Origin of the sequence: Paucibacter sp. PLA-PC-4 (genome assembly GCF_026241155.1) — a bacterium.
Classification (GTDB): Bacteria; Pseudomonadota; Gammaproteobacteria; order Burkholderiales; family Burkholderiaceae_C; genus Roseateles_E.
In genome coordinates this window covers 58,059-71,371 of sequence record NZ_JAPFGP010000014.1, presented here as the reverse complement: position 1 = coordinate 71,371, position 13,313 = coordinate 58,059, and the positions used below count along the sequence as shown (strand labels likewise).

At 61.5% G+C, this 13,313-nt stretch carries 12 protein-coding genes; 7 read left to right on the top strand and 5 right to left on the bottom strand.

Features of this window, described 5'->3' with window-relative positions; translation table 11 throughout:
- Window positions 1–37: 37 nt before the first annotated feature.
- From OOZ63_RS20305 to OOZ63_RS20295, 3 genes are read left to right on the top strand one after another with little or no spacing between them, the layout of a single operon-like run.
- Window positions 38–637 carry a hypothetical protein gene (locus OOZ63_RS20305; RefSeq protein WP_266007427.1) on the top strand — a complete coding sequence of 200 codons (600 nt, stop codon included), beginning with the start codon at window positions 38–40 and terminating at the stop codon, window positions 635–637.
- A gap of 2 nt (window positions 638–639) precedes the next feature.
- Window positions 640–1,689, top strand: a complete 1,050-nt coding sequence (locus OOZ63_RS20300; RefSeq protein WP_266007426.1) for a DGQHR domain-containing protein — start codon at window positions 640–642, stop codon at window positions 1,687–1,689.
- A 37-nt stretch (window positions 1,690–1,726) separates the two neighbouring features.
- Window positions 1,727–2,539 carry a restriction endonuclease gene (locus OOZ63_RS20295; protein ID WP_266007425.1) on the top strand — a complete coding sequence of 271 codons (813 nt, stop codon included), beginning with the start codon at window positions 1,727–1,729 and terminating at the stop codon, window positions 2,537–2,539.
- A 20-nt stretch (window positions 2,540–2,559) separates the two neighbouring features.
- On the opposite strand, the gene dndE is transcribed toward OOZ63_RS20295, so the two are convergent.
- From dndE to dndB, 4 genes are read right to left on the bottom strand one after another with little or no spacing between them, the layout of a single operon-like run.
- The gene (gene dndE, locus OOZ63_RS20290) at window positions 2,560–2,943 is read right to left on the bottom strand and encodes a DNA sulfur modification protein DndE (RefSeq protein WP_266007424.1); all 384 of its coding nucleotides are present in this window, start codon (window positions 2,941–2,943) and stop codon (window positions 2,560–2,562) included.
- A complete protein-coding gene (dndD, locus tag OOZ63_RS20285) occupies window positions 2,943–4,925 on the bottom strand; it encodes a DNA sulfur modification protein DndD (RefSeq protein ID WP_266007423.1) in 1,983 nt (660 codons plus the stop codon). The genes dndE and dndD overlap by 1 nt, the downstream gene beginning before the upstream one ends.
- Window positions 4,926–4,928: 3 nt before the next feature.
- The gene (gene dndC / locus OOZ63_RS20280) at window positions 4,929–6,383 is read right to left on the bottom strand and encodes a DNA phosphorothioation system sulfurtransferase DndC (RefSeq protein ID WP_266007422.1); all 1,455 of its coding nucleotides are present in this window, start codon (window positions 6,381–6,383) and stop codon (window positions 4,929–4,931) included.
- Window positions 6,380–7,507 carry a DNA sulfur modification protein DndB gene (gene dndB, locus OOZ63_RS20275; RefSeq protein ID WP_266007421.1) on the bottom strand — a complete coding sequence of 376 codons (1,128 nt, stop codon included), beginning with the start codon at window positions 7,505–7,507 and terminating at the stop codon, window positions 6,380–6,382. The genes dndC and dndB overlap by 4 nt, the downstream gene beginning before the upstream one ends.
- Window positions 7,508–7,934: 427 nt before the next feature.
- On the opposite strand from dndB, the gene radC reads away from it, so the two are divergent.
- Both radC and OOZ63_RS20265 read left to right on the top strand, forming a co-directional pair.
- A complete protein-coding gene (gene radC, locus OOZ63_RS20270; RefSeq protein WP_266007420.1) occupies window positions 7,935–8,459 on the top strand; it encodes a RadC family protein in 525 nt (174 codons plus the stop codon).
- 274 nt (window positions 8,460–8,733) lie between these two features.
- The gene (locus OOZ63_RS20265; protein WP_266007419.1) at window positions 8,734–9,084 is read left to right on the top strand and encodes a DUF2958 domain-containing protein; all 351 of its coding nucleotides are present in this window, start codon (window positions 8,734–8,736) and stop codon (window positions 9,082–9,084) included.
- A 33-nt stretch (window positions 9,085–9,117) separates the two neighbouring features.
- Here the strand turns inward: OOZ63_RS20265 and OOZ63_RS20260 are convergent, their stop codons facing one another.
- Window positions 9,118–9,834 carry a DUF6988 family protein gene (locus tag OOZ63_RS20260; RefSeq protein ID WP_266007418.1) on the bottom strand — a complete coding sequence of 239 codons (717 nt, stop codon included), beginning with the start codon at window positions 9,832–9,834 and terminating at the stop codon, window positions 9,118–9,120.
- Window positions 9,835–10,338: 504 nt separating this feature from the next.
- Here OOZ63_RS20260 and OOZ63_RS20255 point away from each other — a divergent pair.
- Both OOZ63_RS20255 and OOZ63_RS20250 read left to right on the top strand, forming a co-directional pair.
- Complete coding sequence (locus OOZ63_RS20255) at window positions 10,339–11,166, top strand: DUF932 domain-containing protein (RefSeq protein WP_266007417.1); 828 nt, start codon at window positions 10,339–10,341, stop codon at window positions 11,164–11,166.
- Between the two features lie 78 nt (window positions 11,167–11,244).
- On the top strand, window positions 11,245–13,287 hold the full coding sequence (locus OOZ63_RS20250; RefSeq protein WP_266007416.1) for a ParB N-terminal domain-containing protein: 2,043 nt from the start codon (window positions 11,245–11,247) through the stop codon (window positions 13,285–13,287).
- Window positions 13,288–13,313: the final 26 nt, after the last annotated feature.

Genomic DNA, 13,313 nt, shown 5'->3' with positions numbered 1-13,313 from the left:
GCTGAACGGAGGCCACGTGTACTTCATAAAAGATTCGATGCTGGTCTTCTTCAGCCAATTTGCCCGCGAGTGGACTCTCCGCCGGGAGCGATTCAACAGGGAGAAAACGCCTAAACGCTTCTTCTCGTTCTGGTTCTTCATCGTTACATTGGGCCAGATCGGGATTATCACGTCGCTGATATGGGCAGGCATCAATGGCGAGGGGTTCATGGAGGCCCTCGCGAAGCAAGGCAAGTCTGGCAACTTCCTGACGTTCGAAATATCGTTGATTCTGTCCTGCCTGGCCTACTACTTCGAGGAATACGGTGAAGAACCAATACGCGCGCTCTTCCTCCTCCGTATCACCTGGCTCTTGCTGGCAATGATCGTGGCCTTCCTGGCCATGCTCAACTACATATACATCAACAGCACAACATCGCCAACCAGCTGGCCAGATTGGTTTGTGTACTACAACACCATTCTCTACATAGCAGGCGTCCTGCTGTCATATTTCATGTACATCACATTCTCGGTCGTCGAACCGAGCGTTGCCGAAGACATGAAATCGAAAACCGATGCTGCAATCAGCGCGGCCAATGAGATGGACTCGACCATTGCAGCCAGCATTGGCGAAAAGAAAATCAACCTTGAAGGATAACTATGCTGGACATCAATGTCTTTCCAATTGAGCAGCCTGGCGGCACCTTCTACTATGGAAAATTCAAGGCACAGGACCTACTCGGAAAGCTAAGTGTCATCCGCAGGTCTACCAACGCGGACGGCGTTCAACGCGACCTAACCGGACGTCGGACCCGAGAGATCTCCGATTATTTGTCGACTGCTGACGCCGTGCTTCCTACACCGCTTGTAATTTCGGTCGAATCTGCAGAGTTGCATACCGACGACCATGGCTTCCACGTCATGCATATTCCGACTCGAGAAGATTCTCCGTGGGGAGAAATCATCGACGGGCAGCACCGATATGAAGGCCTAAAAAGTGCTGCACCGTTCCACCAGTACGAGGTGCCAGTCTGCATATTCGTCAAATTGATGGTCGAAGACAAAGCAACGGTGTTCGGCACTATCAACAGCAATCAGGTTAAGGTCCCAAAGTCGTACATATACGACCTCTTCGACTACACCGACAAGAACACTCCCACCAAGTTTGGACACGACGTCTGCAAGACGCTCAACTATGACCAGGATGGCCCCCTGTCCCGCCGCATCAAGATGCTGGGGCGAAAGCTCAACGACACCGAAGTGCTGTCGCAGGGTGCGCTCGTTGATGCCATCGTTCCACTGATTTCGAAGAACGAAAAGCAAGATGATCGAAGGGCGCGAGACAACCAGCCGATTCAGCCAGACCCTAGCTTGCCGCTTCGCCAACTCTATATGGAAGGCAACACGATCGTATTCTCAAAGATTGTCAGAAACTATCTTCAGGCTCTGAAAGGGATAGCGGGAGAGAACTGGGAGAAGTACGTGCTTCGGAGCGTCGGCATGAAAGTATTTATGCGAATACTGGGCTCTGTGGCAAAGCGAGGATTAGATGAAGGGAATCTCTCAAGAGATTTTTTTCACTCGTACCTTTCACCGATTCAGGCAGATATTCTCGCCTGCACCACCGCAGACGGCACAAACAAGAGAGCTGAAGATGCGACGGTGGAGCGCTTGACGAAGGCTCTGATGGGCACTAACGCCGCAGGCTAGGCCTTCGACAAAGAACCAGAATGATCGGAGGTGTTGGATGACCATCGTTGAGGCAATCAAGCTGGTGATGAACGACGCGCAGCGACCGCTGACCGCGCGCGAAGCCTTTACCGCAATCGCCGAGAACTCCTTGTATGAGTTTCACGCCAAGGACCCATTGCATGTCGTCACCATGCAAATTCGGCGCCACTGCGCTGGCTTAGAGTTCCCGAGTGCTGCGCCGACAAAGCACTTTCAGATCCATGGAGACGATCGGTACTCGCCGCTTCCGTCCGTGCTGAAAGGTCCACGGACATCGCGAAGGCACACACCGGCCGACACGGGCAACCAAACGATCGAGTCAAGCGTCACCAATCCGCTCACCGAGGTAGAGACACAGCTCTGGAGCCTACATGCGAGGTACCTGGAGCTCTTCGAAGAGCACATGCTGCGTGAGCTGAAGCGGCTTTCCCCGGCGGGCTTCGAAGCCTTCGCGCGTGACCTTCTCGAAGCCTACGGTTTTACGGGGACGGTCGTCACATCAATCTCTCGGGATGGCGGCATCGACGGACACGGCAAGCTCAAAGTGGGACTTGCGCACCTCAACGTTGCATTCCAGTGCAAGCGCTGGACGAACGGGAACATCCAGCGCCCTGAGATCGACAAGTTCCGCGGTGCGAGTCAAGGTGCCTATGAGCAAGGAATCTTCTTCACGACCGCGTCGTTCTCCAAGGGAGCCATCGGGGCCTCAATCCAACGTGGAGCCATCCCTGTCGTCTTAATAGACGGCGCCGCCATCGTCAGCCTGATGGTCGAGAAAAAGTTTCGCGTCGAGTCAAACACGATGGATATCCCTGCATTCGCCCTCTAATGTTCGGCGAGCGGCAAGCGTTATTGGGAAGCACCTGCTTGGATGGACTTCGCCATCTCGACCAACAAGTCGTCTTCTCGCCGGCTAGCCAGGTAAGAGAGACCTCTGTGCACGTGCTGCACAAAGGTCTGCCGAATCGAATCCTCGGTCACTCGCCTCCCCTCCGCCAGCAAGCGGACCACGAGCAGGTTGTAGTACAGCTCGTCCTGCCCACCCGTGAGCGTACGCCAGTCAATCTCAACCCCCCCACCAAAGCTGAAAGTTTCTTCGGGCGGCACCGAGGGATTCGCCAAGGACAGGCACAGCGCATGGCGGCAGATGGCGTTGTTGTGCTCGATCCCGGTCCGACGCTTGAGCGTGACCAACTGGTTCTTGGCTGCAGCGGTAAGTTTGATGCGCTCCATCAGTTGGCCTCCGGCGGCTGGGCTGCATGGATCGACGTACGGCCTGCGGCGTCGTCGTAGTCCAGTGTGTACTCTGCATTGGTAAAGGGCTTCAAGGCGTCATAGGCCGGCCCGTCGACTTCCTGGTCGGTAGACAGCACAACAACCTGGTGGGACACCGTCGCAAAGAACCTCTTGATGAGTGCGGAGCGGTGCTGCTGGTCCAATCTCGCCAGCGGGGTATCGACAACCACCGGGAAGCGCCCCTTGCGCTCCTTGATCAAGGCGCTGAGCACTGAGATTGCAAGGAGCTGTCGCTCGCCAGCCGACAGGCGGTCCATCGGCAACTCCTGATGCTTGCCATCCTCGATGAAAACGCGATAGGTCTTGGGGTCCACAACGACCTTGGCGATCAGGTTCCGCTTGCGCAGCAGGTTCCTGAACTCCGTGGTGATCATCTCGGACAGCCACTGCGCTTTCGAGGCAAGCAGCCGATCCTTGAAGATCATCAGCGCTCGCCGCGCGCGACTGGACGCATCGAGACTCTTGGCCTCCAGCGATCGGTCCCTGAACTCGGTACCCAAACGCTCCTGGGCGGCGTTGAGCCGCATCCTCGTGTGCGCCAGGTTGCTCTGCGCCTCTTCGAGACGTTCCGTGATGCCAGCGAGTCGGGCTTCTGCTGCTGAGGCCGCCTTGGACTTGTCTTGCAGCAACTTGAGGATCTCGCCAATCTGCTCCTCGGCCGGAATCTGACCGATACGCTGCTCGGCTTTATCGAGTTCCACCTGGGCGGACTGCAGCCGCGACAACTCACCGCCCAAACGCGATGTTGCATCCTTGAGTTGCCGCTCAACGTCCCTGGGATTGGCGTCTTGCAGTGGCGGCACAGCAGCCGTGCGCGATCGCGTGTAGGCCTGCAGATCATCTGCCAGTGCCTTGCGAAGCGCATCCAGGGCTGCTTTTGGAGCCACCGCTGCGATGGCCGACATCACACGCTGATCCCGCTTCTTGAACTCCTGCCCAAGCAGCTTCGAATGCCGAGCGTGCTGGTCTTGATCCCACGCATCGCTGTATTGCGTCCAAAGCTTCGACAGCCATGCGATCGGCAACACTGGATCCGCCATGATCTCAGCGAGACCGCCTCGGGCGGCATCAACCCGGTCCTTGCTCGCAACCACGGCATTGCGGATGACCGCAGCTTGCTCATAGGCAGTCAGACCACGCCGCTGCGCGTCGTTGGTGAACTTATCGAGAAGCACTTGCGCTTGCTCGGCATCGTTTTTGGCAGCGCCTTGCTCCTGGGTCAGTGTCTGAACCTTCGCTTCGAGGACTTTGACCTGCTGCTCCCATTCTCCGAGGCCGCTGCGCGCGGACTCGAACTCCGCAGAAGTATTCTTGTTCTTGAGCGCGGCGCGGCGCTCCAGCGCTTTCAGATCGTTGCCAAGCGCGTCGATACCGCCGATACCCAGAAAAACCTCGGTCGCCCGCCGCAACAGGTCGGGCAAGCGCTCCGGGTTGGCAAGCTCTTCGATCTTCTCGCCGTCAAACAGGAACAGCTGCACGAGCTCCGCCGGCAAGATCGAACCAATGAACTCGTCCCAGGTCTGCGAAAACTCGAGGTCCTTGCTGCCGCCTTCGAAGATGCTCAGCTCTTCGACCAAGCCATCAGACCGTCGATGCCACTCCCTGCGCACCTCAAGGTGCCGCTGGCTCCCACCGACCTCAACGGTCACGCTGATATCGACTGCGGCATTGCCCGTGGCGTCTTTGCGCTGCAGGCCCAGCAACAGTTGCTCGTATTCCGAGCGCTTGAGTCCGTCCATGGCTTTATGCCCATAGAGCCCGATCTGCAACGCAGTCAGCAGCGTTGTCTTGCCGCTGCCATTGAGGGCTTTGACGAGGACAACGGGTCGTCCGCTCGTCACCGAAAGATCAAGCGTCTGTCGTTCGCGAAATGGTCCTAGGTTCTCAATTGAGAGACTTGATATTGTTATTTTTGCCATGAATCATGCAATCAACGCCGACGCGTCAGACGCGTCCCCATCCTGTTCCTTGACCGGGGTGCCCGCGAGCGCGAACTCCAGGGCTTCGCCTTCGTCGCGGAAGGCGTAGTGCCGCAGAACTTCCTCCAGGCGATCCAAATGCTTGGATCGCTTGTGTGTTTCCATCGACTGGAACTGCACCGCGAGCAGACTGCGCGTCAGTTTGTAGAGCTCTTGTGCAGCTTGCGGGTCAACTTCGCTTGCGACCGCTTCCAGAAGGCCGAGGTCAGTGGCAGCCAATGGCGACTGCTCACGCTCCTTGCCGGGATAGGGAATGCCGAAGACCTCGGTGTAGATGCGCGGCACCTGATCCTCGATTTCCCCCTTCTCCTCCACCCAGATACGCCGGATCTCGTCGAGTTCGTCGACGGAGATCAGCTCGATCAGCTGCGTTCCTTGCTTCTGGTCTGCATTGCGCACCACACGCTGCGTGTGCAGCAGCTCACGCAGCAGCTTCGCGCGATGCGCCTGGTTGTACGGCCCATGCACAAGCTCTCCGCGAAAGACAGTCAGCCGGCCGTTCATTCGGCGAAAGTCGCGGACCTCGCGGTCCTCTACCGCAAGGTGCTTGTTACGGAAGTCCAGAATAGGCTGCATCCACTGCTTCTGCTCATCGTTCTGAATCATGGCCTGCATCGACTTGTCTTGCGACACCATCGTGCAGACGTAGCAGCCGAACCGGCTGTCACCGCAACTCGCGGTCGATGAGTCCACCACAATGGGGCACTCCGCATCAGGCGTGGCGCCACGGTAGATTCCAAATAGCTCCTGGTTATCGATGCCCCAGGGGTTCTCGTTAGTGATGAGGTATTCCCACACGTCATCACTCGACCAGCTCTCGATCGGCGGATAAACCCAGACCCGCGACAGGCGTGGGTCGCGGTTCTTGCTGAGCCTTGCCCGCGTGCTGTCTTTGTAATGGTCCATCACCTTGTCGCGTGCCTGGCTCTCGCCTCGACGCTGCCCCAGCACAAGGATGGCTTCGCCGTTGTTCTCGGACAGCTCTTGTATGAACTTCGTCGATGCGCTGATCTTCAGGCGGTCGGTGCACCAACGAAACTTGGGACGAGGCGCGGGATAGCCCTTGCCGATCAGGTTCACCCAAAACCGGTTCTCCATGGAAGGCAGCAGCCTGTGCGCCGTGATTGGCAGGCCTTGCTGCTTCGCCGAGATACCAATCCGGAGCAGGGACGTTTCGACCCACGCGGCGATCACAGGGTTCTCGACCAAGGTGTCCGTGCTGATCACATGGACCGGCTTGATCCGCTGGTCAGGAGGCAAGGCAGCAAGGGCTGTCCACAGCAGCTGCAGTGAAGCGGTCGAATCTTTGCCGCCGCTGTAGCCGACGATCCACGGGATCGAATCGGCCAGGTACAGATCGCGTATCTCAGCGACGATCTGGTCAGAAGGGGTGCTCATTTCTCTTCGTTCCTTTTGGATCCGCGGCTCGGAGCGCGTGCGGCCTGCCAAGCCGCCTCCGCAATGCTCTCGTCCGCAGTCAGCTTGAGACCCAGCACCCGCTTGATCTCGTTGCACGTCAATGTGATGTTTTGGCCAGACTTGGCCATGGCACCGCCTACCATCGCCCTGCCCTCCCACGTAGCAGCGTTCTGCCGCGACCAGTCAACGTCCCGCAACTTCTTGATCCGCCGCTGGCGTTCAGCGGCAGGCAGCTGATAAAGCGCGCGCCCGGCCCTCCCGAGCGACTGCAGCACGATGGCGTGTGAGTGGATGAAGTCGCGGCGGACTTCGCCCGAGGTCATCTTCGACTCCCGCACATAGGTCCACTCCGGGATCTGTTCGCCGACCAACTCCCAGAACTCCAGGCACTTCTTGCTCGCCGATGCGAAGTCCTCGAGTTCCTTGTCGAGCAGCAGCTCGGAAGTCGCGAAGTTCACGGCACTGAGCGTGAACAGCTTGCGGGACCGGGGCGACAGCGACGAGCGCTCCGTCTCGATGAGGTTCTTGAATACAGACGACGTGAGGCTGAGGTGGCGTGCCAGGCTTGCCGCTGCACTTCGGTGGTCATACAGGATGCCGAGCGAAGCCGACGGCTTGACAGCGTGTCGGTTCAAGTCCGCGAACATCTGCTGACAGCGTTCCAACCCCCGATCAAGGAAGAAGACCACAGCGATGGTCTCCTCGCCCAACTCGGGCGCGGCCTCCAGCGCCTGGACGATCGCCGCTCGGCGATGCTGACCGTCGTTGACGATGAACTTTGCGTCCATCGAAACCGTCAACGCGCCCATGCGGAAGTTGGCAGGACCATCGGTACCCACAGGCTCGAAGCGAATCGCTCCATCAATCGAGACAGTGATGGCCGAGAAGGTGTAGCTCGCCTTGTTGTCGATGACATACCGGGCGATGTCCGGAACCCGTGCCCGGTTCAAGGTTCGCTGGGCGCGCAACTCCGGCACCAGCTCTTCTTCGTCGAAGGTAAACAGGCGCGTCAATAGGCGTAGCGGGCACATCGAGACGTAGTACTCTCGCCCCGCTTGCACCCCTCGAATCGCCGGAAAGACATAGGAAAAGTTTTCAGCCATACCCTCTCCATTCTAACATGTTTGTTTGATCATAAACAAACGTACGCGCATGGGAAGGACGCAGTTTGTGGTTGCGCTTCGATCGCGTCGCTAAGGTCGTGAGGGCATCTCGGCTGCGCCGCCGGGCTCGCGGGCTGCGCCCCAGGCTTCGTGCCGAATCCCGGCCATCCGGCTTTGATCCCTGACGCCTCCGGCCCGGCTGTGCCGGCCCTGCGCGCTGCGCTTGCCGTGAACACCGGCGATGTGTGGGGTGCCGTGGTGGGCTGGCTTGCTGGTTCCCGTCATCCTTGCACACCGTTCTCGCGGATCAAGGTCTGCGCGTGCTGCGCACGCTGGCGGCCTTCGGCCGTCTTCGAACCTGTGACCGCTGCGCTGCGATGTGCCGGTTCCGGTCCCGGGCAATCCCGCCCGGTCACTGGAGTTCGCCATGTCGCTCGATCTGTTTCCTTCTTCTTCCCATGCTGCTGTCCCCGCATCCCTGTTGGTGCGCGATGTCACAGGCAGCTACCGTGCGGCCGATCCAGCAGAGGTGCTGCAGGCAGCACTGCGAGTGCTGGAAGGCCAACTGCGTGGCAGTGAGGTGCTGTCCTCGCCGCAGGCAGTGCGCGACTTCCTGCGCATCAAGCTCGGGACGCTGGAGCACGAGGTGTTCGCGGTGATCCACCTGGATGCACAGCATCGGGTCATCGAGTACGTGGAGATGTTCCGGGGCACGGTGAGCCAGACCTCGGTGTACCCACGCGAGATCGTCAAGGAAGCCTTGGCGCGCAATTCGGCGGCGCTGATCCTGGTGCACAACCATCCCTCGGGCGTGGCCGAGCCGTCGCGGGCCGACGAGATGCTCACGCAAACGCTGAAGAACGCGCTGGCGCTGGTGGACGTGCGGGTGATCGATCACCTGATCGTGGCAAGGGCGACGATCCTGTCCTTTGCCGAGCGCGGGCTGATCTGAGCCCGCGTCACCGGGAGCCGCATAGGCTCCCGGTTTTGATGCGCGGTAGACAGCGTGCCATGGCATGGCACGAGACCGTTTCGACTTCGTGGACTGCTGGTTGGAGGGCTGGCTTGCTGTTCCCTTCATCGTGCCACGGCGTTCTCGCCGTCAATGACTGCGCGTGCGGGCACGCTTGCGGCTTGGCGGCCGTCTTCGATCGTTGACTGCTTGCGCTGCGCCGTGCCCCGGAAGGGTCGGGCAATCCCGCCCGGAAACCTTTCAGGAGTTCACCATGAACAACGCACTCATCACCGACGAGCACCGTATCGTGCTGCTGGCCAACGGCCGCGAATCCTTGCAGAACCCGGACTTCGATCCGGCACCCGTGGTCAAACTGTTCACGCCGGATGGCGGCGCGACCTGGCTGCTGACCGAGATCGATCCCGATGACCACGACCATGCCTTCGGGCTTTGCGACCTGGGCCTGGGGATGCCGGAAATCGGCTGGGTCAGTCTGCAGGAGATCGCTGCATTGCATGGACGGCTGGGCTTGCCGGTCGAGCGTGACCTGCATTTCCGGGCCGAGAAGCGGTTGAGCGGTTACACGCGCGATGCGCGGCTGGCCGGACGAATCATCGTCTGACCGACCGCCAGGGCGCCATTGGCGCCCTGTTTCTCAGGGTTTGAGCAGATCCGGCAGGCAGTCGGCGAATGCCTGCTGGATCTTACTCATCGGCTTGGCGATGGCTTCATCGCCGGTGAGGACCGCCATCGTCATGCCGGTCATGGTGCTCAGGCCATTCGAGTTGCGCAGCACCTGCAAGGTTAGGTGCACAGGGAATCCATCGGCGCTGCGTCGCAAGGGATGGATGCCGCCATGCACGAAGGAGTTCATGGCGTGCCAGGACACGTCTTTGAAATGGGTCAGCATCTGATGCGCTGCGGCCGGCACGCCCTGCCCGATCCGCTTGCCGATCTGGTCGATCATCTCTTTGGCCGTGGGCAGGTTCTTGACGGCCTGTTCGGAATCCAGCGTGAGCGGTGCCGACAGCTTCTCGATGGCGGCGTCACCGGCCGCATAGATGAGCCACATCGCACGGGTCAGTGCTTCGAACTGCAGCCGCATCAGGCTGACGGCCGAGGTTGGCATGCCCAGCGCCATCAAGGCTTGCAAGGCCGTCGCATGTTCCATCGCCACCAGGCACATGCCCAGAGCGGCCTCGCCACGGGGCGATCCGTCGAACTCGGCGTCGTCGAGCAGTTCGTTCAAGCGTTCGTGCAAGGCACCGGAACGCTGGGGCATTTGCTCCAAAGGATCGTCGGAATCAACCGGTTCTGTCTCGGACATGTTGTCATCGTATAGACGTTCCTGCATTCGGGCGTCCCCGGCCACCTGGAAGACGGCCGGTCGCGCTGTCGTGCGCGTAGCGCATCAAGCCTCGCTACGCGAGTCTTGCCCCTGTCGGGCTTCCATCGTCCCCTCGCGCAGCTCGGCTGACGCCTCCGGCCCGGCTTCCTGATCCGGGCCTGCGCGCTTCGCTTGCCGTGCGGTCGGCGTGTGGGATGGCCGTTGCCTTGTCCAGCCGTCTTCCCTGACTCCATCACCTTGTCCGCGACTGTAGTCCGCGGCCGGGTGCCGTCAAGGCGCGCCAGGCCGTGTCCTCGGCTTCGCCTGCGGGCCGCACCAACCCAGCGCTTGTTTCCTTGACGGCCCCCGTCCACGAACTCCCTTTCGTCGCGGGCGATGAACTCAGGAAAGACGGTGGCAACGAGGCCAACCGGGTTCTTCGTGCCGACCGCACCGAACAGCCGGAAGGCTGGGCTCCGAATCTTGGAATCCGGTGTGCGGTTTCTTCAACAGCCGACGCCATCCATGGATGGATTCAGGAGAAATGACATGCAACTCGCCTCCCGCTTCGCTTCCCGTTCGCCGGTGCTGCGTTCGGAACTGCCCTTGTCCGATGACCAGATTCGGGTCGTGGTGCCGTCCATCTTCGCGGACGCCCCGCACGAGAGCCGTTCCGAGCGGTACAGCTACATCCCCACCGCTGCCGTGCTGACCGAGCTTCGCAAGGAGGGTTTCCAGCCCTTCATGGTGTGCCAGACCCGCGTGCGTGCCGAGAACCGCCGCGACTTCACCAAGCACATGATCCGGCTGCGCCACGCCAACCAGATCAACGCCCGCGAGGCCAACGAAATCATTCTGCTGAATTCCCATGACGGGACGAGCAGCTATCAATTGTTGGCGGGGATGTTCCGCTTCGTCTGCAAGAACGGGCTTGTCTGCGGTGACACGGTCGCCGATGTGCGTGTGCCCCACAAGGGCGACGTGGCCAGCCACGTCATCGAAGGTGCCTATCAGGTGCTGGGAGGCTTCGAGCATGCGCAGGCATCGCGCGAATCCATGCAGGCCATCACCTTGGATGCCGGGGAATCGGAAGTATTCGCCCGGGCCGCGCTGGCCCTCAAGTACGACGACCCGGCCAAGCCTGCACCGGTCACGGAATCGCAAATCCTGATGCCGCGCCGTGGGGACGACCGCCGCCCCGACCTGTGGAGCGTGTTCAACCGCACGCAGGAGAACCTGACCAAGGGCGGTTTGTCCGGTCGCACCGCCAATGGCCGCAGGCAGCAGACGCGACCCGTGCAGGGCATCGATTCCGATATTCGCCTGAACCGCGCCCTGTGGCTGCTGGCCGATGGCATGCGCCAGCTCAAGGCCTGACTCCCTCCACGCATGTCACCCGCTGGAGGGGCGGTTCCCCTCCATTCCCTGTTCGTTTCAATCGATTGGAGATACATCATGAACGCCGTTACCTATTCCGAAGCCCACGCCGTCAACGCCGCCAGCAGTGCGGCCAGCGCGCTGCAAGTCGCCGACCCGAGCAAGCACATGGTCCTCGTTCCGCTGTCGCGGCTGGTGCTGCGTCTCACGGGCCGCAATGTGCGCAAGACCTCGCGCATGTCCATCCCCGAACTGGCCGCATCGATCCAGCGCGTGGGTCTGCTGCAAAACCTGATCGTGATTCCCGCCACTGATGGCGAGCATTACGAGGTCGTGGCCGGTGGCCGTCGCCTCGCAGCGTTGAAGCTGCTGGCGAAGAAGCACCGCATCGCCAAGGATTGGAATGTGCCTTGCCTGCGGGTGGCCGATGGTACGGCCCGCACCGCCAGCCTCACCGAGAACGTGCAGCGCGAAGCCATGCACCCGGCCGACCAGTTCGAAGCCTTCGCGGCGCTGGTGGCCGAGGGCCGGCCCATTGAGGACATTGCGGCGGATTTCTCAGTCACGCCGCTGGTGGTGCAGCGCCGTCTGAAGCTGGCGAACGTCTCGCCGCGCTTGATGGACGACTACCGCGCCGATGCCGTGACGCTGGATCAGTTGATGGCCCTTGCCATCACCGACGACCACGCCGCGCAGGAGGCCGCGTTCTACGATGCACCACAGTGGCAGCGCAACCCCTCCGCATTGCGCGAGCGCCTGACCGGGCGTGAGATTGGGGCATCTCATGCGCTGGTGCGCTTCGTCGGGCTGGACGCCTACGAAGCCGCAGGCGGCGGCATCCGCCGCGACCTGTTCGCGGACGGCGATGCGGGCGTCTACGTGTCCGACACCGTGCTGCTGGAAACGCTGGTGCGCGAGAAGCTGACCGGCATTGCCGACACCCTGCGCGCCGAGGGCTGGGCCTGGGTGGATGCCACGCCCGCCATGACCCATGCCGACCTGCAAGCTTTCCAGCGTGCCCCGAGGGAGCGGCGCACGCCGACCAAGCGCGAGGCGCAGCGCATCGAGCGGCTGCAAGAGAAGATGCAGGACATCGGCGAGGCCGTGGAAGCCGCGATGGACGCTGACGACGAGGACCAGGCCGAAGCCTTGCAGGAGGAAGGCGAACGCCTGGGCGAGCAGTTGCAGGCGCTGGAAGATGGCTTGCAGGGGTACAGCGCGACCGTGAAAGCCGCAGCCGGTGCCATCGTCACCATCGACCGCAACGGGGACGCTGTGATCCATCGCGGGCTGTTGCGCGAGGCTGAGGCCAAGGCGCTGCGCACGCTGGAGAAGCTGCGCCAAGGCTTTGCCGAGGGTGAAGGCGCGAACGACGACGAAGGCGAGACGGCGGAGGAAGCCCAAGCCCCCGCCGTCTCCGACCGGCTGGCGCAACGCCTGAGCGCGCACCGTACAGCCGCGCTGCAAATCGAAGTCGCCCGGCATCCGCAAGTGGCGCTGGCCGCGCTGGTGCATGGCATGGTGCAAAGCGTCTTGCAAGATCGCCGCTACGGCCACGATCTGCCGCTGGGTGTTCGTCTGACGATGCAAGACCGGCTGGACGGCATGGCACCGGACTGGCCGGAATCGCCCGCCGCCGTGGCGCTGCGCGAGGTGCAACAGACATGGGGCGACAAGCTGCCCGAGGACAGCGCCGAACTGTTCGCCGCGCTGCTGGCGATGGAGCAAGGCGAGCTGGTCCAACTGCTGGCCGTGTGCGTGGCGGGGGTGGTGGACGTGGTAACGCCCCGCGCCACGCCGCACCAGCCGGGCGCGGAGCTGGCTCAGGCCGTGGGCCTCGACATGGCGGCTTGGTGGACGCCAAGCGCCGAGGGGTACTTCAAGCACGTTCCGAAGGCCGCAATCCTGCAAGCCGTGGGCGAGTTCGCGCCGGATCAGGTCAACCGGCTGGGCAAGCTCAAGAAGGCCGACATTGCCAGCGAAGCCGAGCGGCTGGCCGAGGGCACAGGCTGGATGCCTGCTGTCTTCAAGGCCGAGGGGCCGCGGGAGGCCGCATCGGAGGACGGCCCGGAAGAAGCCCGCGCCGTGGTGGATGAAGCGGCCGAAGCGCTGGCCGCTTGACCCTCGATACAGACCAACGCCCCGGT